At 70.6% G+C, this 26,670-nt stretch carries 25 protein-coding genes and 1 pseudogene; 19 read left to right on the forward strand and 7 right to left on the reverse strand.

From position 1 onward, the window contains the following. Nucleotides 1-56 precede the first annotated feature (56 nt). Both nth and E7Y32_RS07970 read left to right on the forward strand, forming a co-directional pair. On the forward strand, nt 57-878 hold the full coding sequence (gene nth / locus E7Y32_RS07965) for an endonuclease III (protein WP_146338373.1): 822 nt from the start codon (nt 57-59) through the stop codon (nt 876-878). Further along, on the forward strand, nt 875-1,555 hold the full coding sequence (locus E7Y32_RS07970; RefSeq protein ID WP_146336658.1) for a CoA pyrophosphatase: 681 nt from the start codon (nt 875-877) through the stop codon (nt 1,553-1,555). The genes nth and E7Y32_RS07970 overlap by 4 nt, the downstream gene beginning before the upstream one ends. A gap of 43 nt (nt 1,556-1,598) precedes the next feature. On the opposite strand, the gene E7Y32_RS07975 is transcribed toward E7Y32_RS07970, so the two are convergent. Together E7Y32_RS07975 and E7Y32_RS07980 are read right to left on the reverse strand one after the other, a co-directional pair. Continuing rightward, nucleotides 1,599-1,811 carry a hypothetical protein gene (locus E7Y32_RS07975; RefSeq protein WP_261382582.1) on the reverse strand — a complete coding sequence of 71 codons (213 nt, stop codon included), beginning with the start codon at nt 1,809-1,811 and terminating at the stop codon, nt 1,599-1,601. 251 nt (nt 1,812-2,062) lie between these two features. Beyond that, on the reverse strand, nt 2,063-3,772 hold the full coding sequence (locus E7Y32_RS07980; protein WP_146336660.1) for a bifunctional 3'-5' exonuclease/DNA polymerase: 1,710 nt from the start codon (nt 3,770-3,772) through the stop codon (nt 2,063-2,065). A gap of 91 nt (nt 3,773-3,863) precedes the next feature. Here E7Y32_RS07980 and ssd point away from each other — a divergent pair, with 91 nt between their 5' ends. The 7 genes from ssd to E7Y32_RS08015 all read left to right on the forward strand — a co-directional run bounded on the left by ssd (nt 3,864) and on the right by E7Y32_RS08015 (nt 9,226). Continuing rightward, nucleotides 3,864-5,027 carry a septum site-determining protein Ssd gene (ssd, locus tag E7Y32_RS07985; RefSeq protein WP_146336661.1) on the forward strand — a complete coding sequence of 388 codons (1,164 nt, stop codon included), beginning with the start codon at nt 3,864-3,866 and terminating at the stop codon, nt 5,025-5,027. Then, nucleotides 5,024-6,313, forward strand: coding sequence for a TadA family conjugal transfer-associated ATPase (locus E7Y32_RS07990; RefSeq protein ID WP_186467078.1), 1,290 nt, complete (start codon nt 5,024-5,026; stop codon nt 6,311-6,313). Before ssd ends, E7Y32_RS07990 begins: the two co-directional genes overlap by 4 nt. Further along, nucleotides 6,310-7,158 carry a type II secretion system F family protein gene (locus E7Y32_RS07995; RefSeq protein ID WP_146336662.1) on the forward strand — a complete coding sequence of 283 codons (849 nt, stop codon included), beginning with the start codon at nt 6,310-6,312 and terminating at the stop codon, nt 7,156-7,158. Before E7Y32_RS07990 ends, E7Y32_RS07995 begins: the two co-directional genes overlap by 4 nt. Then, the gene (locus E7Y32_RS08000; protein WP_395940445.1) at nt 7,155-7,763 is read left to right on the forward strand and encodes a type II secretion system F family protein; all 609 of its coding nucleotides are present in this window, start codon (nt 7,155-7,157) and stop codon (nt 7,761-7,763) included. The genes E7Y32_RS07995 and E7Y32_RS08000 overlap by 4 nt, the downstream gene beginning before the upstream one ends. Nucleotides 7,764-8,004: 241 nt before the next feature. After that, complete coding sequence (locus E7Y32_RS08005; RefSeq protein WP_146336663.1) at nt 8,005-8,304, forward strand: DUF4244 domain-containing protein; 300 nt, start codon at nt 8,005-8,007, stop codon at nt 8,302-8,304. 134 nt (nt 8,305-8,438) lie between these two features. Further along, entirely contained in the window at nt 8,439-8,816 is a 378-nt protein-coding gene (locus tag E7Y32_RS08010; protein ID WP_315897996.1) for a TadE family type IV pilus minor pilin, read from the forward strand. After that, nucleotides 8,813-9,226 carry an Rv3654c family TadE-like protein gene (locus E7Y32_RS08015; RefSeq protein ID WP_146336665.1) on the forward strand — a complete coding sequence of 138 codons (414 nt, stop codon included), beginning with the start codon at nt 8,813-8,815 and terminating at the stop codon, nt 9,224-9,226. The genes E7Y32_RS08010 and E7Y32_RS08015 overlap by 4 nt, the downstream gene beginning before the upstream one ends. An 85-nt stretch (nt 9,227-9,311) precedes the next feature. Here the strand turns inward: E7Y32_RS08015 and E7Y32_RS08020 are convergent, their stop codons facing one another. After that, nucleotides 9,312-11,732: a DEAD/DEAH box helicase gene (locus E7Y32_RS08020; RefSeq protein ID WP_261382583.1), complete on the reverse strand. Its 2,421-nt coding sequence runs from the start codon at nt 11,730-11,732 to the stop codon at nt 9,312-9,314. A 120-nt stretch (nt 11,733-11,852) separates the two neighbouring features. Continuing rightward, nucleotides 11,853-12,545 carry a GNAT family N-acetyltransferase gene (locus E7Y32_RS08025; protein WP_146336666.1) on the reverse strand — a complete coding sequence of 231 codons (693 nt, stop codon included), beginning with the start codon at nt 12,543-12,545 and terminating at the stop codon, nt 11,853-11,855. A gap of 174 nt (nt 12,546-12,719) precedes the next feature. Between E7Y32_RS08025 and E7Y32_RS08030 the strand changes: the two genes are divergently transcribed. Continuing rightward, the gene (locus tag E7Y32_RS08030; RefSeq protein ID WP_146336667.1) at nt 12,720-13,607 is read left to right on the forward strand and encodes a rhodanese-related sulfurtransferase; all 888 of its coding nucleotides are present in this window, start codon (nt 12,720-12,722) and stop codon (nt 13,605-13,607) included. 9 nt (nt 13,608-13,616) lie between these two features. On the opposite strand, the gene E7Y32_RS08035 is transcribed toward E7Y32_RS08030, so the two are convergent. Beyond that, nucleotides 13,617-14,153, reverse strand: a complete 537-nt coding sequence (locus E7Y32_RS08035; RefSeq protein WP_146336668.1) for a DUF6023 family protein — start codon at nt 14,151-14,153, stop codon at nt 13,617-13,619. Nucleotides 14,154-14,259: 106 nt separating this feature from the next. After that, a complete protein-coding gene (locus tag E7Y32_RS08040; RefSeq protein ID WP_146336669.1) occupies nt 14,260-14,715 on the reverse strand; it encodes a hypothetical protein in 456 nt (151 codons plus the stop codon). 162 nt (nt 14,716-14,877) lie between these two features. On the opposite strand from E7Y32_RS08040, the gene E7Y32_RS08045 reads away from it, so the two are divergent. Beyond that, nucleotides 14,878-15,633 carry a MerR family transcriptional regulator gene (locus E7Y32_RS08045; RefSeq protein ID WP_146336670.1) on the forward strand — a complete coding sequence of 252 codons (756 nt, stop codon included), beginning with the start codon at nt 14,878-14,880 and terminating at the stop codon, nt 15,631-15,633. An 88-nt stretch (nt 15,634-15,721) separates the two neighbouring features. Then, nucleotides 15,722-17,371: a methyltransferase gene (locus E7Y32_RS16400; protein WP_146336671.1), complete on the forward strand. Its 1,650-nt coding sequence runs from the start codon at nt 15,722-15,724 to the stop codon at nt 17,369-17,371. A 117-nt stretch (nt 17,372-17,488) separates the two neighbouring features. Here the strand turns inward: E7Y32_RS16400 and E7Y32_RS08055 are convergent. Then, nucleotides 17,489-18,691, reverse strand: a pseudogene (locus E7Y32_RS08055) (MFS transporter); the annotation flags it as partial. Nucleotides 18,692-18,770: 79 nt separating this feature from the next. Here E7Y32_RS08055 and E7Y32_RS08060 point away from each other — a divergent pair. The 7 genes from E7Y32_RS08060 to proC all read left to right on the forward strand — a co-directional run bounded on the left by E7Y32_RS08060 (nt 18,771) and on the right by proC (nt 26,664). Then, entirely contained in the window at nt 18,771-19,424 is a 654-nt protein-coding gene (locus E7Y32_RS08060) for a helix-turn-helix transcriptional regulator (RefSeq protein ID WP_146336673.1), read from the forward strand. Between the two features lie 165 nt (nt 19,425-19,589). Further along, nucleotides 19,590-22,319, forward strand: coding sequence for a type I DNA topoisomerase (gene topA / locus E7Y32_RS08065; protein WP_146336674.1), 2,730 nt, complete (start codon nt 19,590-19,592; stop codon nt 22,317-22,319). A gap of 139 nt (nt 22,320-22,458) precedes the next feature. Then, on the forward strand, nt 22,459-23,481 hold the full coding sequence (locus E7Y32_RS08070) for a type IV toxin-antitoxin system AbiEi family antitoxin domain-containing protein (RefSeq protein WP_146336675.1): 1,023 nt from the start codon (nt 22,459-22,461) through the stop codon (nt 23,479-23,481). Nucleotides 23,482-23,612: 131 nt separating this feature from the next. Continuing rightward, complete coding sequence (locus tag E7Y32_RS08075) at nt 23,613-24,062, forward strand: SseB family protein (RefSeq protein ID WP_146336676.1); 450 nt, start codon at nt 23,613-23,615, stop codon at nt 24,060-24,062. A 65-nt stretch (nt 24,063-24,127) separates the two neighbouring features. Continuing rightward, nucleotides 24,128-25,147 (forward strand): Ppx/GppA phosphatase family protein, encoded by a 1,020-nt coding sequence (locus E7Y32_RS08080; protein ID WP_146336677.1) that lies wholly within the window; start codon nt 24,128-24,130, stop codon nt 25,145-25,147. Between the two features lie 98 nt (nt 25,148-25,245). Continuing rightward, nucleotides 25,246-25,587 carry a YciI family protein gene (locus E7Y32_RS08085; RefSeq protein WP_146336678.1) on the forward strand — a complete coding sequence of 114 codons (342 nt, stop codon included), beginning with the start codon at nt 25,246-25,248 and terminating at the stop codon, nt 25,585-25,587. 243 nt (nt 25,588-25,830) lie between these two features. Next, on the forward strand, nt 25,831-26,664 hold the full coding sequence (proC, locus tag E7Y32_RS08090; RefSeq protein WP_146336679.1) for a pyrroline-5-carboxylate reductase: 834 nt from the start codon (nt 25,831-25,833) through the stop codon (nt 26,662-26,664). The last annotated feature ends 6 nt before the right edge of the window (nt 26,665-26,670 follow it).

A 26,670-nucleotide genomic window follows, 5' to 3' on the forward strand; every position in this document is an offset into this window, starting at 1 on the left:
CCGCGGGGCCCGGCGCGGTGCCCGTCGCGGCGGCCGGCGGCGCGCGGACCGGGGGCATGCGGCCCGGGGGCGCCAAGTCCCGCAGGACCCTGGCATCCGGGGAGACACTGCTGGGGCGCAAACGCCGTGCCCGCCGGATCAACAAGGCGCTGGCCGAGCAGTACCCCTACGCGCATGCGGAACTGGATTTCCGCAGCCCGTTCGAACTCGTGGTGGCCACCGTGCTCTCTGCCCAGACCACGGACGTGCTGGTCAACCAGATCACGCCGGCCCTGTTTGCCCGGTACCCGGATGCCCGCAGCATGGCCGAAGCCGAGCCCGCCGAGCTGGAAGCCATCATCAAGCCCACCGGGTTTTTCCGGGCCAAGGCGCGGAACCTGATGGCGCTGTGCACCAAGCTCGTGGACGACTATGACGGCGAAGTGCCCGGCCGGCTGGAAGACCTGGTGAAGCTGCCCGGCGTCGGCCGGAAGACGGCCAACGTCGTCCTGGGCAACGCCTTCGGCGTCCCGGGGATCACGGTGGACACCCACTTTGGCCGGCTGGCCCGCCGCTTCGGCTGGACGGAGTCGGACGATCCGGTCCGGATCGAGTCCGACGTCGCCGAGCTGTTCGAGCCCAGGGACTGGACCATGCTTTCGCACCGGGTGGTCTTCCACGGCCGGCGCGTCTGCCATTCGCGGAAGCCGGCCTGCGGCGCCTGCGCGGTGGCGAACTGGTGCCCCAGCTACGGTGAGGGCGAGACGGACCGGGAGAAGGCCAAAAAGCTGCTGAAATACGAGCTGGCGCCGGGGCAGGAGGACCTGCTGGCGAAGCTGCTGGCGGAAACCCACCGCGCCGCCGAAATCCGGATGGAATCGCAGCGGAGGCCGCGGTGACCGCCCGCCAGGACCTGGTCGACCTCGTGGCCGCGGTGGAGGCCGGAACGGCGCCGGCCCCGGACCCGCGCTGGCGCGAGCTGGCCGTGGAGCCCGGCGAGCGGGTGCGCCGCGCGGCCGTGCTGATGCTTTTCGGGTCCCTGGACGACGTCCCCGCGACCTCCGTCAAGTTGCTGGCGCCGGCGGACCTGGACGTGCTGTTGCTCCAGCGCGCGCAAACCCTTGATGACCACCCCGGCCAGGTCGCATTCCCGGGCGGCGGCATCGACCCCGGTGAAACCGTCGTCGAGGCCGCCCTCCGCGAGGCCGAAGAGGAAACCGGCCTGGACCCGCGCGGTGTGGAGGTCCTCGGCGTGATGCCGGAACTGGCCCTGCCGCGCGGGAACTTCCTGGTAACCCCCGTCCTGGCCTGGTGGGCCTCGCAGTCGCCCGTCCGGGTGGTGGACTACGGCGAGTCCGCCCAGGTCTTCCGGGTCCCGGTGCGGGACCTGCTCGACCCCGACAACCGGGTCATGGCGACCGTCAGCCGGGCCGGGCAGACGTTCCAGAGCCCGGCCTTTACCGTCAACGGTGTGGTGGTGTGGGGCTTCACCGGGATGATCCTCAACCAGCTGTTCGACCAGTTGGGCTGGGCCGTCCCTTGGGACCGCACCCGCCTCCACGGGATCGACGTCTAGCAGTACTGGCCCGGCACGTTGGTGAGACCGCGGGCGCAGTGCGTCAGCGCGATGTTACGAGCGGGCCGGGTCGTGCCGCGGCTGGCCTGCCGGGCGCCTTCGCGGCGGCCGGTTTGGCGGCCGGCTTGGAGGGTGCGCCCGGCCTGCCGGGCGTCTTCGCAGCGGAGTGGTCCACGACCAGCCCGGTGGCGGCGTTCTCCCGCACCGCGGTGATGCCCGCGGCCGCCCCCTTGATGGAGCTGAAAAGCGGTGACACAGCAACAACTGTCCCGTCCGGTGCCGTCAGCCTGAAAAAATACGACTCTTCTCCGGCCGCTGCAATCTCGAATACGCCAGCCACGCTGCTGCCTCCCCCCTTCCCTGCCTCATTGCTTTGCGCCGGCGGATCATTCGGGATCGTCGCCGGCCTTTTCGAGCGTAACGGGGCTCACAGAGCGGGCGCAACGCTACTGGCGGGTACGTTACCCCGGGCGTCCGGCCCGGCGCCGGGCGGCAGTTTCATATCTGCTATTTGGCGTTGTCGTAGGAGTCGACGACGGCGACGCTCACCGGAAACTCCACCGGAATCCTGCCGAACAACAGCTCCTTGGCGGCCGCCGCGGAGTCCTCGATGGCCCGGACACTGGCCTCCACGGCGGCCTCGGGGCAGTGGACCATGACCTCGTCATGCAGGAAGAACACCAGCTCGCCGGCCGGGGCGCCGTCCGCGCGAAGGGTCCGCAGCCGGCGTCGTAGTTCCGCCAGCCAGCAGGCGGCCCAGTCGGCGGCCGAACCCTGCACCACGAAGTTCCGGGTAAACCTCCCGCGCGAACGGGCGAGGGCCTCGGCCCGGCGCTGTTCCTCCGCGGTGGTGGATTGCTGGCTGCGCAGCCAGCGTTCGGAGGGCGGCGGGCTGCTGCGGCCGAGCCGGGAGGTGACGGTCTTGCCGGCCTCGCCGTCGCGGGCGGCCTGCTCCACGAAGCCGACCGCGCGCGGGTAGGTGCGCGCCAGCTGCGGCATCAGCCGCCCGGATTCGCCGGTGGTGGCGCCGTAAATGGCGCCGAGCAGGGCGACCTTGGCCTTGGCCCGGTCGCCGCCGAAGCCCTGCGCCGCGATGCCGGCGTACAGGTCCTTGTCGCGGGCGGCCTCCGCCATCCTGGAGTCCTGGGCCAAGGCGACCAGCACGCGCGGCTCGAGCTGGGAGGCGTCGGCGACGATGAGTTTGTGGCCCGGGTCGGCGTGGACGGCGCCGCGGATCTGCCGGGGGATCTGCAGGGCGCCGCCGCCGCGCGAGGCCCAGCGCCCGGATACCACGCCGCCCACCACGTATTCGGGCTGGAAGCGGCCGTTCTTGACCCAGGCGTCCAGCCAAGCCCAGCCGTTCGCGGCGTGCAGCCGGGCGAGTTTCTTGTAGGCCAGCAGCGGTTCGATCGCCGGGTGGCTGGATTCCTTCAACTCCCACTGCCGCGTGCTTTTGACCTCGATGCCGTTCCGGTGGAGGGCGCGCATTAGGTCCTGCGGCGAATCCGGGTTCAGCGCCGGGGAGTGCAGCAGGGTCCGGAGCTCCGTGTTGAGCGCCTCGAGCTTGGCCGGCCGGTGGCCCTGGGGCGGACGCGGGCCGAGGTAGTCGGCGAGGATCCGCTCGTGCAGTTCCTCGCGCCACGGCACGCCGGTGTGCTGCATCTCGGCGGCGATCATGGCGGCGGCGGACTCGGCGGCGAGCAGGAGCTGGAGCCTTTGCTTGCGACGGTCGCCGTCTGGGGCGACCGAGCCGACGGCCTCCTGCTGCGCGGCGTACTCGGCGCGGAGCTCCTCGGGGGAGTGCCTTGGCGCGGCGCGCAGCCCGGGGTCATCGAACAGGGCGCCTTGGTCCGCGGGCGGGGGAGGCGGCTGCAGTGCCCGCGGCGGCTGCTGGACGTCGTCGTCCTGGGTCAGCTTCTCCGCGTTGCGGGCGTACTCGGTGTGGGCGGTGAACTCCGAGTGGGCCAGGATCGCGCCGCACAGAGTCAGGTCGTAGCAGCGTTCCAGCTCGACGCCGGCGGCCAGCAGGGCCGGGTACCAGTCCTGCGTGCGGTGCCAGATCCAGCGCGGACGCTGCAGTTCCAGCTGGCGCACGACGCCGGCCAGCTCAGCGGCGCTGACCAGACGCGGTTCGGGGGCCGCGGGGTCGGGGGCGCCCGACGGCGTGAGCTGTTGGAGGGCTGCGCCGTCGGCGTGGGCGGCGAGCAGCAGGTACATAGGCTCAATTCTGCCCTGGCGGGGCGCCCGGTTTTCCACATAGCCGAAGACCTCGGGCAAGAACAGCGTCCGTAGCCCCCAACGTGGTGACATGAGCAGGCATCAACTACCCGAGCCAGTTGCCGGACACCGCCCGTCCCGGCAGTCCGTGTCCAGGGCAGGGCCCCAGTCGGGACCGGACCCTGCGGCCACCCCCGGGTCGTGGCTTCCCGAAGGGGCGGCGGAGACACTGCTCGTCACGGCCTCCGAGGTCCTGCGCGCCGAAGTGGAGCGCATCGTCGCCGCGGCCGGGCGCCAGCTGAGCCTGGCCCGCGATGCCACGGAGGCGGCCCCGTACTGGGACACTGCCGGTGCCGTGCTCGTCGGCAGTGACGTCCGGGAACTCCCGATCCGGCGCCGTGCACCGGCAGTTCTGGTGGGACTGCACGGCGAGGGGGACGGCCTCTGGCAGCTGGCCGCGGTCCTGGGGGCCGAACGGGTGGCCGTCCTGCCCGAGGGCGGACCTTGGCTAGCCGAGTACCTCAGCCGATCGCACGCCCCGGATCCGGGCGGGCATGTCCTCGGCGTCATTGGCGGCTGCGGCGGCGCCGGGGCCACCACCGCCGCGATCTGGCTGGCCCAGGCCGCCGCGGGCCTCGGCGCCAGAGTCCTCCTGATCGACGGAGACCCGTGGGGCGGCGGTCTCGAACTGGCCCTCGCTGCCGAAGAGGAGCCCGGGCTCCGCTGGCCGGACCTCGCCGACGCCAGCGGCAGCATCGACCCGGACCAGCTCCACGAGGCGCTGCCCGAAGCGGGCGGGTTCTCTTTTCTGTCCTGGCCGGGCACCCGGGAACGGCCGCCGGCCATCGACACGGCCGCGGTCGCCGGGGTGCTCGACGCCGCGCGTCGCTGCTATGAGCTGGTGGTGCTGGACATCGGGCGCGGACTCGAGCCGCTGCGGACCTTCGCCTGGGAGTGCGACCGCCTTGTCGTTGTGCTGCCCGCCCAGCTCCGGGCCGCGGTGGCAGCCGCCCGTTTGGTGCCGGAGCTGCCGGCGGTGGAGACGGCGCTGGTGATCCGGACGAAACCCGGGGTCGCTTTCGATTACCAGCTTATTTCCCAAGCCGTGGGGCTCCCCGTGCAGGCCATCCTGCCCGAGGTCCGGGGCACGGCCGCCGCCACGGAACTCGGGCGCCTGCTGGACGCCGGCGGACGGCGCAGCGTGCAACGCTTCACCGAGGGAGTGCTGGCCTTCGGCGCGGACGGGTTCCCGTGAGTTCGCTGCTGGCGCCCGACCCGCCGGACCCGGAGAAACCACGGCTCCGCCGGCAGCTGCGCGGCCCCCAGCGGCGGGTGGATGCGTTGCTGCTTGAAGCGGTCCGCGAATCGGTCATGGCCGACGCCGGCCCGGTCACGCCGACCCGCGTGGCCGCAGCCGTGCAAGCCAGCGGCAGGCTCCTCGGCACCGCCGGGTCGCTGGCCGCCGTCGAAAGCATCAGCGCCGAACTGAACGGGCTGGGACCGCTGCAGCCGTTGACGCGCGACCCGCTCGTGACCGACATCTTCGTCAACGGCCCGGCCTCGGTGTGGCTGGACCGCGGCCGCGGGCTCGAACGCGCCCCGGTTACCTTTGCCGGCGAGGCCGAGGTCCGGGCCCTGGCGGCCCGGCTGGTGGCCGCCGGCGGACGCCGGCTGGACGACGGTTCGCCCTGCGTGGATGTCAGGCTCGAAGGCGGGTATCGGGTCCACGCGGTGCTGCCGCCGATCTCCACGGCCGGAACGCTGCTGAGCGTGCGGATCCGGCGCGGGTCGGTCTTCTCCCTGGACGAGCTCGGCCGTACCGGCATGTTCGGCCCCCTCGTGAAGGAGGTGCTGGAACGCATGGTGGCGTGCCGCCTGAGCTTCCTGGTCAGCGGCGCGACGGGGTCGGGCAAGACGACACTGCTGGCGACCCTCCTGGGCCTGTGCCGGCCGGGGGAGCGGCTCGTCCTGATCGAGGACGCCTCGGAACTGAACCCCGTTCATCCGCACGTGGTGTCGCTGGAGTCCCGCCACAGCAACCTCGAGGGCGGCGGCGCCGTCGATCTCGGGGAGCTGGTCCGGCAGGCACTGCGGATGCGTCCCGACCGGCTGGTGGTGGGGGAGTGCCGCGGCGCGGAGGTCCGGGAACTGCTCTCCGCGATGAACACCGGGCACACCGGTGCCGGCGGGACCATCCATGCCAACACTGCCGCCGCGGTCCCGGCCCGGCTGACGGCCCTGGGAGCACTCGCGGGAATGGGGCCCGACGCCGTCCGGCTCCAGGCGGCCAGCGCCCTCGACGTCATTGTCCACCTGGAACGGGCCCGTCACGGCAGGCGAGTAGCGTCCGTCGGGTTGGTCGGGGACAACGGATCTGAACTGGCCGTCCAGTCGGCCTTGGAAACGATTGACGGCTCGGTCATGTCCGGTCCAGCCTGGCCGGGGCTGGCGTCCCGCCTCGGCATGGATCCGGCTGCCGTGCCAGGCTGTCCTGGCGCCGCCGGAACTGTCCGGCCCGGCGTGGCCCCAGGCCGGCCATGACCGCCGCCCTGACCGGAATCCTGGCGCTGGCGCTCTGGCTGGTTTTCGCGCCGCCCGGTGGCCCCGGCCCGCGACTGCGGAGGGTCCTCGCCGTTCCTCGGGCTGGGCGCCTGCCGGACACCGCCGCTATTCTCCCGCGCGGCTGGCGGGCACGCTGGGCACTGAGGCCCGGCGGGCGGGCAGCCGCCTCGGAGGTTCCCATGACCGTGCTCGCGCAACAGCTGGCTGCGCTGCTTAAGGGCGGACGGACGCCTGCCCAGCTGTGGGAGGACCTGTGGCAGCTCTACGGGGACCCGTCGCCGGCAGGCTTCCCGCCGGACGGCTCCGGCCAGCCCCACGGCGCGGCAGCCCAGGCCGGCGGCGCGGGTGCGACCTCGCGCGACATCCTGGCCGCCGCCCGGGCTGCGGCGCTGCGGGGATCACCGGTGGCCGCGGCGATCCGCAGGCGGGCCTCCCCGGACCATGGACGAGGCCGCCCCCGGGGTTCCGACCGGAGGGAACGGGCGGTCTGGATGGAACTTGCCGCGTGCTTCGACGTCGCCGAGGCAAGCGGCTGCCCGCTGGCCGACGTCCTGACGCGCTTCGCCGCGCACCTGGAATCCGAGGGCGATGCCCGGGCTGCCCGAAGGACTGCCCTCGCCGGGCCCAAAGCCACGGTCCGCATCCTGACCTGGCTGCCCTTCCTGGGGCTCGGAATCGGGGTACTGCTCGGCGTGGATCCCTGGGCCGTCCTCCTCGGCACTCCCTGGGGGATGGCGGCTCTCGGCGCAGGGCTGGCCCTCACCGCGGCCGGCCGGATCTGGTCCGCCCGCCTCGTCCGGGCCGCGGCCGGGCGGCAGCCGTGATCCCGCAGCCGGGCAGTCTCGCAGTTGCCGTCCTGCTGGCCGCGGCGGTGGTCGTGGCGGCCACGGACCGGCGGAGGTCGGGCCGGCGCTGGAGGACACAGGACCCGCACCGGCCCGGGAAATCGGCCGGCCGCGTCAAGGGCGGCGGCCACCCGGCGGGCCCGGACCTCGGGCTCCGGGATCCGGCGCTGATGCTGGAACTGATCGGCGCCATGCTGGACACCGGCGCCGGGCTCGGCCGCTCGCTGGACCTGATCGCCGGGCACGCCTCCGAAGAGATCCGCCGACCGCTGGTGCCTGTCGTCTCCGCCCTTGCAATCGGCGCCGACTGGGAGACCGCCTGGCGGGGCTCCGGTCCCGTTCCCGCCCCGGTGCTGGCACTCAAGGAGGCCTTGGATTTCGCGGCGAAAACCGGAGTGCCCTCAGCGGCCATCCTTTACGCGCAGGCGGCCCGGCTGCGCCGCGAGCAGTTCCGGGACGCCGAGCGGCACGCCGCCGCGCTGGGCGTGAAGCTGGTCATCCCGCTGGGGCTCTGCTCGCTGCCCGCCTTCGTTTGCCTGGGCATCGTGCCGGTGTTGCTTGCACTTCTGCCCCCGGGTACGTGAGTCCCGGCGCTCCGAGGAACCGCGGCCCGACCAACTCGGGAACCGCGGCCGCCGCCGGTGCACCACCGGCCACTGGAACTGGCCGCCGCCAGACCGCTCCCGCAGGGGCGCCGTGCCGCGACTTCTCCTCCACAGCCGGACTTATCCACTTGGGCCCACAGCACTCTTACCGCTGTTGGACCGCGCCCCCGACATTGGAATCAGCCGGTTACCGTGCCGGAATCTCCCGAGAGGAACGCTCATGACTTTCCACCGAAACGCCCCCGCCGGCACTGACCGCGCGTCCGAGGAAATCGGAACCGCGGACGTACGCGAAATCTACCCGGGCGCCCGGCAGGCGCCGCCGGTGCAGGTCTTTCCCAGGCCCGCCCGCCGGCAGCGGAAACTCCGCCATTCGGAAGCGGGGATGGCGACCGCCGAGTATGCCATCGCCACCCTCGCCGCCGTCGGGTTTGCCGGCCTGCTGGTGCTCATCATGCGCAGCGACGAGGTGCGGGGGTTCCTGCTGAACATCATCCGCACGGCCCTCGCGCTGCCGTGAACGGCGCGCCGCGGGGTGCATCAGCCCCGCCGCGACGCTCCCGCGGCTCCAAACTTCCGGGAACCCTGCGGCCAGTGCCCCGGCCCGGCGCGGAAAGTCTTGGCCACCGGGGCGGGCAAGGGTGCCGGGGCGCCGTGACGGCCGAGTTCGCCGTGGCGTTACCGGCCGTCCTCCTGGTCCTTGGACTGTTGCTGGCCGGTTCGGCGGCCGGGCTGACGCAACTCCGGCTCGAGGAGGCGGCCCGGGCCGGCGCCCGGGCGCTCGCCCGCGGTGAGGACGCCGGTGCTATTGGTGGTATCGTCCGGCAGCTCGCCGGGGATTCGGCGCGGTCAACAGTGACTGTCGACGGCATCTGGCTCAGCGTTACGGTGTCCGGAACCGTCAGCGGAGCGGCTGCTCCCCTGATCCCGTGGACCCTCACGGCGAAGGCCTGGGCGCGGCGTGAGTCCACGGTTGCCGCGGCGCTCTCCGCGCCATCAACCGCGCCTCTTGGCCTGAGCAGGGATGCATGATGGCCGTCCCCGTACGGAACTCCGAGCTCGGCGCGGGCACCGTCCTCGCCGTGGGCCTCGGGCTGATGCTGCTGCTGGCAGTGAGCGCCGTGGTGCTGCTGGCCCAGGCCGCGGTGCTGGCCACGAAGGCCGCCTCGGCGGCGGATCTGGCGGCGCTCGCGGCGGCGGACGCCGCCCGCGGCCTCAGCCCCGGGGAACCGTGCGCGGTCGCCGCCGAGGTCGCGGGGCGGCACGGCGCCCGGTTAGTGAGTTGTTCGGTGGCATCCGGCACCGTCCAGGTCCGGACGGAACTCCCCTTCCACGGCATGTTCGGGTCGGCTACGGGGCTTGCCCGGGCGGGACCGCCGCCGGCAGTGGAAGACGGGGCGCCGGAGCCGGCCCGCGGACCGCCGGGGACCGGCGACGCGTAACGCCTCCCGCCGGTCCGGGCTGCTGGCCCCTCCGGATCGCCCGGCCCGCCTGGCCTCAGGCTGCCGGTCCACCCGGCAACGCCGCCTACCCGGCGGGGCTGGCCACCGGGCCTGCGGCCCCCGCGACCGGACTTGCCGACTCCCCGGCAGGGCCCCCCATCAAGTCCGTGGCGTCGGTCAGCAGCATCTCGATCAGCGTGACGGCGGCGTCCTTGTCCAGCGGGTTGTTCTTGTTGCCGCATTTGGGGGACTGGACACAGGACGGGCAGCCGGACTCGCATTCGCAGGCTCTGATCGCATCGCGCGTCGCGGCGAGCCACACCCGGGCCTTGTCGTAGCCCCGCTCGGCGAAGCCGGCTCCGCCCGGGTGGCCGTCGTAGACGAAGATCGTCGGGACTCCGGTGTCGGCGTGGATGGCCGTGGAGACCCCGCCGATGTCCCACCGGTCGCTGGACGCCACCAGCGGCAGCAACCCGATGGCGGCGTGCTCGGCGGCGTGCAAGGCGCCGGGGAACTGCGCCTCGATCAGCCCGGCGCCCGTCAGGGACCTGTTGTCCATCACGAACCAGACGGCCTTGGTGAAGAGGTCCCGGGCCCCCAGTTGAAGCGGTTCCTCGCCGAGGATCTCGTTTGAAATCAGCGCCTTGCGCTGGAAGGAGACCACCTGTGTCGTCACTTTCACATCGCCGAAGTGCACCGCAACGTCACCCCACTGCGTCGTGCGGAGCGTCTCCAGGACCTCGATCTGGGTCACGTCCCGCGCCGTCGTGTAGTAGTCGGGGTTGGCGCGCCGCACCACGACGCAGTGTTCGCCTTCGTTCAGGTCCTCAACGACATAGCTTTCGCCCTGATGGACGTAGATGGCGCCGGTGTGCGCCTGGTAGTGCGTCTGCGGCGAATCCATGGTGCCGAGCAGCGAACCGGTGTCGGCGTCCATGATGCTCACCGGGCCGCCGCCGTCCGCCCGCAGGTTCACCATGGCCGCCGCGCTCTGCGGGTGGGTCCAGAACCAACCGGCGGGACGTTTGCGCAAGTAGCCCTGGGCGACAAGCTGGTCCAGCAGTTTCTCGGCGGTCGGGCCGAACAGCTCCAGCTCCGCATACCCCAGCGGCAGCTCCGCCGCGGCCGCGCACAGGTGGGGTCCCAGCACATACGGATTGGAGGGGTCGAAGACGGTGGCCTCCACCGAGACGTCGAAGATCGCCTCGGGGTGGTTCACGAGGTACGTGTCGAGCGGGTCGTCGCTGGCGACGAACGCGGCGATGGCATCCTGCCCGGCGCGGCCCGCCCGGCCGATCTGCTGGAACAGCGACGCGCGGGTGCCCGGCCAGCCGGCGACCAGGACCGCGTCGAGGCCGGAGATGTCGATGCCCAGTTCCAGCGCCGAGGTGCTGGAAACGCCCAGCAGCTCGCCGGAGCGCAGCGCCTTTTCCAGCGCCCGCCGTTCCTCCGGCAGGTACCCGGAACGGTAGGCCGCCACGCGCTGCGGCAGGCTCGGGTCCACTTCGTCCAGGAGGCGTTTGGTGATGGAGGCGATCGTCTCGGCCCCGCGCCGGGACTTGATGAACGCGATGGTCCGGATCCGGGAGGAAACCAGGTTCGCCAGCAGGTCCGAGGTTTCGGCTACGGCGGTCCGGCGCTCCTTGGCCCCGTTCTCGCCGCGCAGCTCCGTCAGGGCCGGTTCCCAGAACGCCACGGTGGTGGCCCCGTGGGGCGAGCAGTCCTCGGACACCGCCCGGACGGGGGCGCCGATGAGCCGGCCGAAGGACGTTCCCGGATCGGACGCGGTGGCCGAGGCGGCAATGAACACGGGCCCCGGATGGCCGGCGCCGGGACTGTAGTAGGCGCAGATCCGCCGCAGCCGGCGCATCAGGTTGGCCACGTGCGAGCCGAAGACACCGCGGTAGCTGTGCGCCTCGTCCACAATCACGTAGCGCAACCGGCGGAAGAACCGGGCCCACCAGGCGTGGTTTGGGAGGATCCCGAAGTGCAGCATGTCGGGATTGGCCAGGATCACGTTGGCGTGGTCCCGGATCCAGCGCCGTGAAGCAGGGTCGGTGTCGCCGTCGTACGTTTCGGCACGGACGGTGGGCAGCTTGAGCGAGCGGATGGCGGCCAGCTGGTCGGCGGCCAGGGCCTTGGTGGGAGAGAGGTAGAGCGTCACGGCGCCGTCGTCGTGGATCTTGCCGGGATCGGCCAGGACGCGCAGCTCGGAGCGGTGGACCGCGTCCAGCGCCGGCAGCTGGTAGGCGAGGGACTTGCCCGAGGCGGTGCCGGTGGCGATCACCACGTGTTCGCCCGCGTGGGCCAGGTCGGCAGCCTGCACCTGGTGACGGTAGGGCTCGTGAATGCCGAGCGAGCCGTAGGCCTGCACCAGATCCGGATGGACCCACTCCGGCCACGGCTCATTGACGGCCATCCGTGCCGGGATCGTCCGCACATGCCGCAGCTGCTCCGGGTCCGGGCCGCGGCCCAGCAACGGGATCAGGGACTCATGGGGATTCACTCCAACATTGTTTCACCCGGGCTCAAATCGCCAGGCGGGCGCCCCTGCATAGTGGGACCCGCGTGGCCGGACCCGCGTGCAGGGACGGGATTCGCCCTCACTCCCGGGCAGGAATCGGCTTCACTCCACGGAAAGGTCGGCGCCCTCATCCGAGGAAGAGAGCATCAGCACGTGGCACACCGTGGTCCAGCCCAGATGTGAGTACAGCTGCTGGCCGTCCAGCGAGGCCAGCAGGAGTCCGCCTTCGACGTCGTGCTCGAAGGCCTGCGCGGCCAAGGCCCGCATGATGAAACTGCCGAGCCCCCGACGCTGGAAGCCGGGTTCCGTGACGATCCGGTCGAAGACGGCGGTGTGGTCGGCGACGAACACCCGCCCGCTGGCAGCGACCTCGTCGCCGGCATAGACGACGGCGTGGTGCACGCCGCCCGCGGTTGAGGGCACCCACCTGAGGTCGTCGTCCGGAAGCCAGGGGTCCTCGGCGTCCTGGGTCTCCATGTCCACGATCATCATGGTCTGCGTCGCGGAGGTGACGTTCAGCCCGTGCTGCGCGGCCAGGGACGTGTAGCGGGGCACATTGTTGGTGAGGATCGTGAGGATCCGGGCCGGGACCTCGGCGGTCTTGACGGCCAGGTCAGCAAACTCCGAATCCGAGGGATCATGGGCGAAATACTCCCATTCGTGGGTGGTGTCCGCTCTCAGCGCCGCAGGGAAACGGCCCTCCCTGCGGGTCTCGTAACCCCGGCAACCGGCCCACCCGGCAACCCAGACCTCAAGGAGGTGGGTGGTGTCTTCAACCATGGCGTCAAGACTCATGAGATGAGCGTATTCCAGCCCCGCCACAAGCAACAGGGGCCGGGTTCCGTGACGGCGCTTGCTTACGCAATTGTGACTCCACTGCGGCCCTCCAGGACCGTGCCGCCCAACGATCCACAACGGTCCACACCGGGGCCTGCGCCGCGTTTTGCCCCGCCCAGTACGCTTAAATACGTGAATCGAATTGTGCTCTTCTACGGTTTTACCCCGATCGCGGACCCGGACGCCGTCCGGCTCTGGCAGCGGGCCCTCTGCGAGAAATACGGGCTGATCGGCCGGATCATCATCTCCAAAGACGGCATCAACGCCACGGTCGGCGGCGAGATCGGGGCCGTCAAGCAGTACGTCAAGACGACCCGCGAATACAAGGGCTTCCGTGGGATCGACGTGAAATGGTCCGACGGCGGGGCCGAGGACTTCCCCCGGCTCAGCGTGAAAGTACGCGAGGAGATTGTCTCCTTCGGCGCCCCCGGAGAGCTCAAGGTGGACGAAAACGGCGTCGTCGGCGGCGGCACACACCTTGCCCCCGAGGAACTGCACCGGCTGGTCGAGGAGAAGAAGCAGGCCGGCGACGAGGTGGTGTTCTTCGACGGACGCAACGGCTTCGAGGCCCAAATCGGCAAGTTCAAGGACGCGGTGGTCCCCGATGTTGCGACCACCCACGATTTCATCAAGGAACTCGACTCGGGCAAGTACGATGCCCTCAAGGACAAGCCGGTGGTCACCTATTGCACCGGCGGCATCCGCTGCGAGGTCCTCTCCAGCCTCATGGTCAACCGCGGCTTCAAAGAGGTTTACCAGCTCGACGGCGGGATCGTCCGCTACGGCGAGGCGTTCAAGGACCAGGGACTCTGGGAAGGATCGCTCTACGTCTTCGACAAGCGCATGCACCTCGAGTTCAGCGAGGACGCCAAAACGATCGGCCAGTGCGTCCGCTGCGAAATGCCCACGAGCAAATTCGAGAACTGCTCCAACCCGAGCTGCCGCACCCTGACCCTCTACTGCGCCGACTGCGCCTCGGACCCGGCGACGCTGCGCTGCCCGGACGGCTGCGCCGCCTGAGGCCAGGATTCAGAGCCGGCTGACGCGGTAGGCGAAGTTCGCCGGCGCCAGCGACTCGATCCGGACACTCAGCACCGTGTCCGCGGAGAGCTGGACCACGTTGACCCGCGAGGTGCCGCACCGCAGGCTCAAATCCACCAGGATGCTCTCCTGGTTCCGGATGGTGAAGGACACCCTCCGGGTGCTCCGGCAGACCAGCGTCAGGGCGTAGGTCCCGCTCGGCAGCTGCGTTGTGGTTTCGTTGCGTGTGGCCCCGGCGTCCAGCAGCCCGTAGCCGGTGTGAAAAACCTGGCCATGGATCTCCGGCAGCACCTCCGCGACCCAGTGGTTCAGGTCCGCCCCGGTCACCGGCTGGTTCATGGCGGGATCCTGCGGTAGCGCCGCGTCGGTATAGGTCACCGACGGGGACGGCAGGTCGTCGGCGGACAGCCCGTCGTCGTACTCATACTCGCAAGCCGACAGCCCGCAGGCCACTACGGCGGCAAGCGCGACGGCGGCAACTGCGCCGCGCGACCGCTGCGGCCGGGGTGCCTGCGCGGGGGGCATACTCCGACTGTAGGCCCGGCCGCGGCGCCGGACCAGAGCCGATCGGCCCGGAACGCCGGGGCTTCGGCCCAGCAGGGCCGGCCGCCCCCACGGTCCGCGGCCCCGCTCAGCTGGCGGGCACCAGCTGGTAGGCAAAGATGAGCGGGGCGTCCACGCTGGAGGCGCTGATCGTCAGCCGGCCCGCGGCGGGAATCTTGATCCTGGCGGTTTCCCGGCTCCCGTTGCAGGCGGCTCCGGCCTCCGTCAGCCGCGTGCCGTCGAGGGCGACGGCGAAGAACTCCTTGCCGCCGCCGTCGCAGGTCATGGTGAGGGTGTAGCTGCCGGCCGTGACGGAGGCCTCCCGGGCGATCGGATCCCGGTTCAGGATCTTGCCCGCATCTGCCAGGACAACCCTGCCGGCCGGCGGCAATGCGGTGGCTTTCCAGGTCTCCACGTTGGCGGATTCGATGGAGCCGGCAGGGGAGCACGCCGAGGCGCCGAGTACGACGGCGGCACCGGCCGCCGCAGCGAGGACGCGCCGGAACACGCGGGGGCGGGCCGGAAGCGGGGGAGCTAAAAGCATGCCTCCAACTTACCGGCTCCAGCGTCCCTCCCCGGCCGGGCCCGGCTCACGCTAGCCCGGCCCGGGCCACGCTAGCCCGGCAAGGCTTGACCTTGACGCTGCGTCAACATTTAGGCTCGCTGTAGCGGGCCGGAGAGACCGGCCTGCGCGGGAGGAGACGTCGTGGAGTGGTCCGTCCAGCAGATCGCGAAGCTAGCCGGCACCACGAGCCGGACGCTGCGGCACTACGACGGCGTCGGGCTGCTCAAGCCCAGCCGCACCGGGGACAACGGCTACCGCTACTACGACCAGCCCGCCCTGCTCCGGCTGCAGCGCATCCTGCTCCTGCGCGAACTCGGCCTGGGCCTGCCGGCGATCGCCGAGGTCCTCGCCCAGGAGCGGCCGGCGGAAACCGCGCTGGCAAGCCACCTCGAGTGGCTGAAGCAGGAGCAGGACCGGCTGGCCCGGCAGATCGCGTCGGTCCAGCACACCATCGAGGCAGTGCAGGCAGGAAAGGAAATCATGGCAGAGAAGATGTTCGACGGCTTCGACCACACCCGGTACCAGAAGGAGGTGGAGGAACGCTGGGGCCAGGACGCCTACGCACAGGGCGACGCCTGGTGGCGCGGCATGGGTGCGGCGGACAAGGAGGCCTGGAAGCGGGCGTCCCGGCAGCTCAGCGACGACTGGGCCGCGGCGGCGGAATCGGGTGCGGCCCCGGACAGCCCGGAGGCGCAGGACCTGGCCCGGCGCCAGGTCGAGTGGCTCACCGCCATTCCGGGGACCCCGGCCGCAGCCGGCGCGAACCTAAAGGACTACGTGTCCGGCCTCGGCGAGATGTACGTGGCGGATCCGCGCTTCGCCGCGAACTATGGCGGCGCCGCCGGAGCGGCGTTCGTGCGGGAAGCGCTGCAGGCCTACGCACAGAAGCGCCTCTGAGGCCTCGGCCCCTGCCAGACCCGGGACCGCTTACCCCGGACCCCGGACCCCGGCCCGCGCCGGGCAGGCCCGCGCCTAAACTTGTCCGGTGACCCCCTCAACGCTCTTCACGTCCGGCAACACCCCCGACGCTCCCCGCAGCGACCTCCCGGACCTGCTCCGGGCGCTCGCGGAGGACCTGCGCCGGACCGGCTACACGGTCGACGGCGTCGCCGGTCTGCTCGGGCCCGCCGCCCACGCGGCGCTGGCCCGGGACCAGCTCATCCCGGCCCTGATCGCCACCGAAGCCGCCGCCGGCGAAGAGACGACGGCGGCGCTCGCCGCCGTCGTCCGCCTCTGGCTGCTGGCCGAGCCGCAGCCGGCCGGAACCCTCGACGCAGCCCTGCCGGGCATCCGCACGGCGGGGCTGCTGGAGCTGGGCCTCGTGGAGCCGGCCGGGGAAGGCCGGGTGCAGGCAAAGGTGGACCTCCGCCCGTATGGCTGGGAGGGCAGTTCAGACGACGGCGCGCAGGGCGAAGATACCGTCAGCAGCGGCGGCGCCGAGCTCTGGGTGGCCAGCGACCTGGCCGCGCACCAACGCCCGGGCGTGCTGCGCCACGACCACGTCCTGGGGATCGGGCAGGCGTCCACCACCCTGGTGCAGGTCACTGCCCGCCGGCACGTGGCCCGCGCCCTGGACCTCGGCACCGGCTGCGGCATCCAGACCTTCCACCTCCTGCACCATGCCGAGCACGTCACGGCCACCGACATCTCCGACCGGGCGCTCGCGTTTACCCGCTTCAACCTGCTGCTGAACGCGGAGGCGCTGCACCTTGACCCCGCCGCCTTGGAGGCCCGGGTGAGCCTGCGGCTGGGCTCGATGCTGGATCCCGTGGCGGGGGAGGAGTTCGAGCTGGTGGTCTCCAACCCGCCGTTCGTGATCACGCCGCGCAGCCCCGGGGAGGCCGCGGCGGACCAGTTCACCTACCGCGACGGCGGCCTGCCGGGCGACGACATCGTTGCCGCGCTGGTGCGGGACCTTCCGACCGTCCTGAGCCCCGGCGGAACGGCCCAACTGCTCGGCAACTGGGAGATCCGGGCCGGCGCCGCGTGGGCGGACCGGCCGCAGTCCTGGGTCAGCCCGGACGCGGACGCCTGGTTCATCCAGCGCGAGCAGGTCAGCCCCGAGCAGTACGCCGAGACGTGGCTGCAGGACGCCTCGGAGGCCCGCGACCGGCGGCTCTACCAAGACTCCTACGCCGCCTACCTCAATGACTTCGCGGCCCGGGACGTGGCGGCCATCGGCTTCGGGATGATCTGGCTGCGGCGACCCGCGGCCGGCGCCCGGCCGGTGATCTCCCGCTTCGAGGAGATCAGCTACCCGATCGAACAGCCCGTCGGCCCGCACCTGGGCGCCGCCGTCGAGCGCGCCGACTGGCTCGCCGCCCACGAGCTGGAATCCGCGCACCTGCTCGTCGCCGACGACGTCACGGAGGAACGGCACCAGCGTCCCGGCGCCGAACACCCCGGCGTCATCCTGCTGCGCCAGGGCGCCGGGCTGCGCCGCACCAACCTGCTCAGCACCGAGCTGGCCGGCTTTGTCTCAGCGTGCGACGGCGAGCTCTCCGTCGGGCAGATCATCGGCGCCCTTGAGGCCCTGCTGGGCGGGTACGAGGGCTACGACAGCGGGGCGTTCCGCGAGGGACTCCTCAACGAGGTGGCCAACCTGGTGCGCGACGGCTTCCTGCTCCCCGCCTGAGCCGGGCACCGCAGCGGGCGCGACCGACGCCGACGCCGGAACCGATGCCGGCGCGGCCGCGCCCTCGCGGCCGAACCGGGGCAGCACATAGGCGGTGACGGCCAGGGCTACAAGCACGCCGCCGGCGCCCGTGATGAGAAAACTCAGCCGGATCGGCAACAGCGCGCCCAGCAGGCCGCCGATGGCCAGCGCGGCGATGGACACCGCGCGGGTCATGCCGCCGATGATCGCCATCGCCTGGCCGCGCCCGCTTTCCGGGATGCGCAGGATCGCGATGGCCCCAAAGCACGCGTTCAGCGCGCCGCAGGCCATGCCCATCGCCGTGTACGCCACGAAAAGCAGCTCCACGGTGGGAACCAGGGCCATCACCCCCAGGAAGGCCGAGGTCAGGACCATCGAGACCAGCAGCACCCGCAGCCGGGCCGGCGCAGTCGTGATCCGCCCCGCCATGGCGGCGCCGGCCGCCATGCCCAGTCCGAAGGCCGCCGCCAGCAGCCCGTACTGGGTCTCGGTGGCGCCCAGCTCGCCCCGGGCCAGGAACACCTCGAGCACATTGGTCGCCTCGCCCACGACGATAAAGAACAGTGCGCCGAGGACCAGGGCCCACACCAGGGCGTCCCCGCGGACCAGCCGCAGGCCGTCCAGCAGCGCCGGCGCTTCCCGGCCCCTGAGCTCCGCAGCGGTGCCGCGCCGGGTCCGGATCAGCAGCGCACCGGCGCCCATGGCCAGATAGCAGCAGCTCGCGACGCCGAACACGGACCCCGAGCCGCCCCAGCCGCTGAGCAGCCCGCCCGCCGCCGGGCCGGCCATGCCCGCAATCATGACGGTGGCCTGCATGGTGCCCATCGCACGCGGGGTGCGTTCCTCGCCGACGATCCGGGGCAGCAGCGCCTGCCAGGTGGGGCCGGCCACGGCCTGCGCGGCGTCGAGCAGGAAGGTCAGGGCGAACAGCACCGGGATGGGGTGATCCGTGAATTGCAGGCTGACGCCCATCCCGGCCACGGCGACGGCGCTGACCAGGGAGGCCGCCGTCGCGAGCGTGCGGGAGTCCCGGGTGTCCGCCAGCCGGCCCGCCCACGGCGCCAGCACCACCAGCGGCAGCGCCGAACACAGCAGGTAGCCCGCCACCAGCCAGGGCCCGGCAGCCGCCGTCGGGCCGGCGGCCGAAACGTTCTGGAGGTGCAGCATGATGCTGACAACGACGGCGCCCATGCCGGCGGTGGCGAGGAACCGGGAGCTGCTGGCGAGCAGAAAGTCGCGGTTGCGCCACAGCGGAGAGGTGCCGGAGGCGCCCTGCCCTTTATGAAGTATCTGTTTCATAAGTAGCAAGGTAGCGCGCCCCGAATCACAGTGTCAAGCATTTCTTTCATAGTTTGGCGGGCGTCGGTAGACTGGAAGCGTGAATGCAGAAATCCCGAAGGCGGAACTGTCCGCCGCTCCGGCCGCCAAGCGACGGCAGCGTCCGGAGAAGAAGGTCGAGATCACCGACCCGAAGGCGATCCGGGCCCTGGCCCACGCCGCGAGGCTCGAGGTGATTTCCGAGCTGTATTCCACCCAGGTCAGCCGGACCGCCACTGAACTGGCTGCCCAGACCGGCCTGACCCCCAGTGCCATGAGCTACCACCTGCGCGCCCTGCAGAAGTGGGGCATTGTGGTGCCGGCCGCCACGGCCGGCGACGCCCGGGAGCGCCGCTGGAAAGCCGCCGGCACCGACTTCACCATCCACTCGCTCGGGGGAGTGGCCAGCGGGGAACTCGCGGTTGTCGACCTCGAACTCGATGCCTACCGCCGCCGGGTTCTTGCGTACGCCAAGGCCCGCAATGAACGGCGCGAGGCCGGCGACACGGCCGAGGGCCCGTCCGCGGTGGTGCTGGCCAGCAACCTGCTGTACCTGACACCCGCCCAGCGCGCGGAACTGAACGAGAGGCTTTTTGACCTCCTGAAGGACTACGAGCTCGAGGACCCGGACCGGGTGCCCGAGGGCGCGGAGCGGATGGCCACCATGTGGTCCATGATTCCGGACGACCGGGGCAAGGCCGCGCCGGCTTCCTGAAATGCCGCACCGCCTTGGCGTCCGGGAACACAGTGACCTGTGACGTCAGTAAGACGTGGCGGGAAGCCTGGGATTTCCACCCGGATGCGCGGTATTCCGCAAAATATGGTGAACTAGGCGGGTATGGGCGCATCTGCCCGAGCCACCTTTTTCTGTAGGAGCACCGTGCCAAGCAAGGCCCCCACCGGCAAGAAACTCGTGATTGTGGAGTCTCCCGCCAAGAGCAAGACCATCGCCAAGTACCTGGGCGAGGGCTTCATCGTTGAGGCCTCCATCGGTCACATCCGCGACCTTCCGCAGCCCTCGGAGCTCCCTGCAGACCTGAAGAAAACGCCGCTGGGCAAGTTCGCCGTCGATATCGAGCACGACTTCAAGCCGTATTACGTGGTGTCCCCGGACAAGAAGAAAAAGGTCGCCGAACTCAAGGCCCAGCTCAAGGGCGCCGACGCGCTCTACCTCGCAACCGATGGGGACCGCGAGGGCGAGGCCATCGCGTGGCACCTGCTGGAAGTCCTCAAGCCCAAGGTGCCGGTCTACCGGATGACCTTCGGTGAAATCACCAAGGAAGCCATCCACCGCGCCATGGACAACCTGCGCGACGTGGACCAGGACCTCGTGGACGCGCAGGAAACCCGCCGCGTGCTGGACCGCCTGTACGGTTACGAAATTTCGCCGGTGCTCTGGCGCAAGGTGGCCCGCGGCCTCTCCGCCGGCCGCGTGCAGTCCGTCGTGACCCGCATGGTCGTGGACCGCGAACGCGAACGGATGGCCTTCAAAGCGGCCTCCTACTGGGACCTCACCGGCCAGTTCGGCGCCGAGTCCGGCTCCTTCAAGGCCAAGCTTGCCTCCGTCGACGGCGCCAAGGTCGCCAGCGGCCGGGACTTCAACGACGACGGCGAGCTGACCTCCCGCAACGTTGTGCACCTCGACGAGGAGCTCGCCACCTCGCTCTCCGCCGGACTGCAGACCGCGGACTTCCGGGTCCGCTCCGTCGACACGAAGCCCTACACCCGCCGTCCCGCGGCGCCGTTCACCACCTCCACGCTGCAGCAGGAGGCCGGCCGCAAGCTGCGCTTCTCCTCCAAGAGCACCATGCAGGTGGCCCAGCGGCTTTACGAAAACGGCTACATCACCTATATGCGTACGGACTCGAACGCGCTGAGCAACGAGGCCATCACCGCCGCGCGGCGACAGGCCTCGGAGCTGTACGGTCCGGAGTATGTCCCGGCCTCGCCCCGCGTCTACAGCGGCAAGGCAGCCAACGCGCAGGAGGCCCACGAGGCCATCCGTCCCGCCGGTGACTCCTTCCGCACCCCGGCGCAGGTCGCCAAGCAGCTCTCCGGCGACGAGTTCCGCCTCTACGAGCTGATCTGGAAGCGCACCGTCGCCTCGCAGATGGCCGACGCCAAGGGCTCGACGGCGACCATCCGCCTCGGCGCCGTTGCCACCGACGGCAGGGACGCGGAGTTCTCCGCCTCCGGCACCGTGATCACCTTCCCGGGCTTCCTCGCCGCCTACGAAGAAGGCAAGGACGAGAGCCGCGGGGACGAGGACTCCGAGGAAGCGCGCCGGCTGCCCAACGTGGCCAAGGACGACGCGCTCACCGCCTCCGAGATCATCGCCGTCGGGCATGAGACCTCGCCGCCGCCGCGCTACACCGAAGCGTCGCTGACCGCGGAACTGGAAAAGAAGGGCATCGGCCGCCCGTCGACCTACGCCTCCACGATCTCCACCATCCAGGACCGCGGCTACGTCCGGAAGCAGGGCTCCGCGCTGGTCCCGAGCTGGATCGCGTTCTCCGTGATCCGGCTGCTGGAGCAGCACTTCCACGACTATGTGGACTACGACTTCACGGCCGACATGGAAGCGGACCTGGACAAGATCGCCAACGGCCAGGAGGCCGGACCCGCCTGGCTCAAGCACTTCTACTTCGGTGCCGATTCCGAGCCCGGGCTGCTGAGCATCGTCAACAACCTCGGCGAGATCGACGCCCGTGAAATCAACTCCATCCCGATCACCGACGGGATCACGCTGCGGGTCGGCAAGTTCGGCCCGTACCTGGAAAGCTCGGTCCCCACCGTGGACCCTAAGACCGGCGAGGTCGTCGAATCCGCCCGCGCCAACGTCCCCGAGGATCTGGCCCCGGACGAGCTCACCGCTGCCAAGGCCATCGAGCTGATGGAGACCGCCGCGCCCGAGGAACGCGTGCTCGGCACGGACCCGCACACCGGACACACCATCGTGGCCAAGAACGGCCGCTACGGTGCGTACGTCACCGAGGTCATCCCCGAAATGACCGACGAACAGCTCGCCAACCAGCCGGTCGAGTACTACAAGAACGGCAAGCCGAAGCCGCCCAAGAAGCCCGTCAAGGCCAAGCCCCGCACCGGCTCGCTGTTTGCGTCGATGGGCGTGGACACCATCACCCTGGACGAGGCCCTGCAGCTGATGAGCCTGCCGCGCGTGCTCGGCCAGGACGCCGAAGGCAACCCCATCACCGTGCAGAACGGCCGGTTCGGGCCGTACCTGAAGAAGGGCACAGACTCCCGCTCCATCGGGTCGGAGGAGGAAATCTTCACCATCACGCTGGAGCAGGCACTGGAGATCTACTCCCAGCCCAAGCAGCGTGGTGCCCGCGCCGCTGTCCCGCCGCTGGCCGAGTTCGGTCCGGACCCGGTCTCGGAGAAGAACATCGTGGTGAAGGAAGGCCGCTTCGGCCCGTACATCACCGACGGCATCACCAACATAACCGTGCCGCGGTCCACCTCCATCGAGGAACTGACCCGGGAACAGGCCGTTGAACTTCTCGCCGAGAAGCGCGCCAAGGGCCCGGTCAAGCGGACGACGACGGCGCGCAAGGCCCCGGCCCGCAAGAAGGCCCCCGCGAAAAAGTAAGCGCGTTTACCTCCCGCTCGCGGGTTCCTTTCCCGCTCGACGTCAGAAGACGGCGACGGCGGACGGAACCCGCGAGCCGTTGTTCACATACGTGGTTCACCGACTTTCGGATGCGTAGCGGCGGCGGCAGGCTGGCATCATGGCATACCCCGTCGCCGAGCCTGAGGATCCCCTCGCCGCAGAGTGGGCCGGTTTTGCGAAGTCAGGCCCTTCAGCCACGGTCCAAGAGCCCCCGGCAGCAGCCCTGGCAGCGAAGCTTCCCGAAGCCGCCAATCTCTGGCGCACCGAGGAACTGCTGGACCGAGGCCTGTCCGCACGGCAGATCCTGCAGTTGACCCGGGCAGGCGTATTGGTCCGGCTCCGCCGCGGCTGCTACGTCCGCCGGTCCTTTTGGGCAAGGCTCGAAGCGGACGGTGCCTCGCGCTGCCGGATCGAGGCCTACGCCCACCGTTGCCTGACGAGCTCAACGGGCGCCTACGTGTTCAGTCACACCACGGCTGCCCGGCTCCACGGGCTCTGCTTATGGCAAGTGGGCGACACTATTCACCTCACGGTGCCGTTTCTCCCGTCGGCCGGCGGCCACGCGAACGACGTGAAGGCACATACCCGGCCGCTGGCCCCCGACGACGTCGTGCACTTGCAAGGTCATCGCGTCACGTCGCTGGCCAGAACGGCCGCGGACAGCTGCCTCGTCCTGAACTACTCCCAGGGGCTGATTCTGATGGATCATGCCCTGCGACTCGGGGCCGACCGCGGGGCACTGGAGGCGGAGTGCGCCCGGCTCCGCGGCGCGCCGGGTGTCGCGACGCTGAAAAAGGTCCTCTCCCATGCGGACCCGCTGTCCGAGTCACCGGGTGAAACCCTCGCCCGCGACCTGATCCGGAGACTTCGGCTCCCTCCGCCGGTGCTGCAGCTCGAGGTCCGGACCAGGCTGGGGACCTGCAGGCTGGACTGTGCGTGGCCGGAGAGCCGGGTCGCACTGGAGTTTGACGGCCAGCGCAAATATTTCGACTACGCGCCCACCGCCGAGGTCATCTTTGCGGAGCGGCGCCGTGAGAAAGCCCTGATGGAAATGGGCTGGAAATTCATCCGTATCGAATGGCGGGACCTGTTTCGTGAGCACGAGCTAAAAGCAAGGCTGCTGCGGTTGCTGGAGCCTTGAAATCCCCGTCCGCTCGCGGGTTTCGGCCGGGCTCGCTGTGTGCAAACACCGGGCGTGGACGGAACCCGCGAGTGGGCCGGCCGGGCGGGGAAGGAATTGCGGACCAGAGCGGGACGTGATCGAGTAGGAACATGACTGAACAGCCCGCACACCTGGACAACCAGCCGCTCAACGACCTCGAAGAGATGCTCGCCCGGGGGGAACAGCCGGACGCCAACCCGGTGGACGTCATCCTGGCCTTCCTGAACAACGAGGTGTACATCGTCAGCTCCGATACGATCGAGGGCCCCGATTCCCAGGTCGAGCCGCTGGTGCTGGCGAACTCCGCCGGCAAGCCGGTGCTGGCCGTCTTCTCGCACCCGAGCCGCGTCACAGAGCAGTACCTCGCCGCGGCCCCGAACGTGCTCGGCACCCAGGGCTCGGCGATCATCGGCAACCTCGGCGACGAGCTCGGCATGGTCATCAACCCCGGCGCCGTCTACGGCTTCGAAATCGATCCGGAGGGCGTGGCCAACATCCGCCGCGACTTCAAGCCCTCCGAGGACGAGCCGGACGCGCCCGGGGACGGCAGCCAGGCCTAGCCGCGGGACCCGCCCCGGCGGGCACCCGGTTAGGGCACGGACAGCCGGAGGACAATAATGGCCCTATGCGTCTTGGCGTCCTCGATATCGGCTCAAACACCGTCCACCTCCTCCTGGTGGATGCCCACCCCGGCGCGCGCCCGGTCCCGTTCGCCTCGCACAAGCGGCCGCTCTCACTGGTGCAGTTCCTCGACGCGGACGGCAGCATCAACGACGCCGGCCAGCACGAGCTGATCGAGTTCGTCCTTGAAGCGTGGGAGTTCGCGGCGAAGCACAAGGCCGAGGACCTGCTGGCGTTCTGTACGTCCGCGATCCGCGAGGCCACCAACGGGCCCGCCGTCCTCGCCCGGGTCAAGCACGAAACCACTGTCACGCTGCGGGAACTGACCGGCAGCGAAGAGGCCTCAATGACGTTCTTCGCCGTCCGCCGCTGGTACGGCTGGGGCGCGGGACCCATGCTGAACCTCGACATCGGCGGCGGATCCTTCGAAATGGCCTACGGGGAAGACGAACTCCCCGAGCTTGCGACGTCGGTCCCGCTCGGCGCGAGCCGGCTCACCCGCGACTGGCTGCAGGAGGACCCGCCGTCGGCGAAAAGCGTCAAGGAGCTCCGCCGCTACATCCGAAGCACCCTGAAGCCCGCTGTCCGGGACATCGCCAAGCTCGGCAAGGCCAACCACGTGGCCGGCACCTCCAAAACGTTCCGCTCCCTGGCCCGCATCGCCGGGGCCGCCCCCAGCGGCGCCGGCCCCTACGTCAAGCGGGAACTGCACGCCACGGACCTGGGCCTCTGGGCGCAACGGATCTCCGCCATGGAAGTGGAGGACCGGTTGAACCTCCCCGGCGTCTCCGAAGCCCGCGCACCCCAGTTGCTGGCCGGCGCGCTGGTGGCGGAGGCGGCCCTGGAGATGTTTGAGTTCCCGAGCCTGGAGATTTGTCCGTGGGCCTTGCGGGAGGGGCTGATCCTCCGCCGTCTGGACCAACTGGTCACCGAGGGCCCGCTGCAGCCCGCGCCGCACGTCGCCATGGCCGAGGAGCCGGCCGAGCCGCAATCACCCGGCGATGAGGGGCCGGACGCGGCGTAAACGGAGTCCAGAGCCGGGATGTCGTTTCTGGCGCAGGCCGTTCGTCGAGTAGGTGGAGGCCAGCCAAAGGAACCGGCCCGTCAGCCAAGGAGGACAGCATGGCACAGTACCTGCTCAGCGTTTACCAGCCCGCCGGCCCCGCCCCGGCCCCCGAGGTCCTCGCGCCCATCATGGCGGACCTCGAGGCCCTGAACCGCGAGCTAAAGGCGGCCGGCGCTTGGGTGTTCGCCGCGGGCCTCGACCCCGCCGGCGCCGCCACGGTGGTCCGGCAGCAGGGCACGGAGACGCTCATGACGGACGGGCCGTTCACAGAAGCGAAGGAGCACCTCGGCGGTTTCACCGTTATTGAGGCACCGGACCTCGATGCGGCGCTTGGCTGGGCCGGCCGGCTGGCCCGTGCCACCACCCTTCCCATCGAAGTGCGGCCCGTCCAGCACTAGGCGCCCACCAGCACCGGAGCGCGGCACACCGAATGTTTAAAAGCGAAGGCACCGGCGGCCCGCTGCGGGAAATGGGGGAAAACCCGCTGCAGACCCCCGGTGCCGGGCAGACATCCGCATGACTGCCTATCATCACTCGCACCCTCAATGAGGTAGTTCCTACGCTATTCGCGGAGTTTGGGAGCAAGCTGCGCTGAGGATGTGAGCTGGCTGTGAATCGCGGCTGACTGCAATGATGGGGGCATGAGCAACCGAATCGCATTCCTGGGCTGTGGGTCAATGAACGAGGCAATCATGAGCGGCCTGATCGCCGGGGGGACGGACCCCGCCGACGTCGTCGCCACGGTCCGGCGTGCCGAACGGGCCGCCGAACTGGCCGAGCGGCACCACGGCATCACGGCCATCGCCAGCGACGAAGAACCGGAGAACAACACGCAGGCCGCCACCGGCGCCGCCGTCGTCGTCCTGGGCGTGAAGCCGGTGGGGATCGCGGACCTGGCCCGCGAGATCAGCGGCTCGCTCTCGCCGGAAACGATCGTCGTCAGCGTCGCGGCGGCCGTGTCGCTGGAGCAGCTGGAAGCGGCGCTTCCTGCCGGCCAGCCGGTGATCCGCGCCATGCCGAACACCCCGGCCAGGCTGGGCCGCGGCGTGGTGTCGGTGTCCGCCGGGAAGCACTGCTCGGCGGCACAGCTGCAGCAGGCGAAGGACATTTTCGCCGCCGTCGGCACGGTCGTCGAGATTCCCGAGGAGCAGGTCGATGCGCTGTCCGCGATCAGCGGCTCCGGCCCCGCCTACGCCTTCTACCTGGCCGAGGCGATGGCGGCCGCCGGGGCCGAACTGGGCCTGGACGCCGAACTGTCGCTGCTGCTGGCCCGTGAAACGGTCGCCGGTGCCGGGCTGATGCTCGCCGAACCGGGCGCCGACCCCGCCGCGCTGCGCAGGGCCGTGACCAGCCCGAACGGCACCACCGAACGGGCAATCGCCACCTTCGACGAGCGCGGCCTCCCCTCGATCATCGCCGACGGCGCCCGGGCCGCCGCCGAGCGGGCCGCGGAAATCACGAAACAGCTCGGCTAGGGGCAC

The sequence above is a fragment of the Arthrobacter sp. UKPF54-2 genome, assembly GCF_007858535.1.
Lineage (GTDB): Bacteria > Actinomycetota > Actinomycetes > Actinomycetales > Micrococcaceae > Arthrobacter.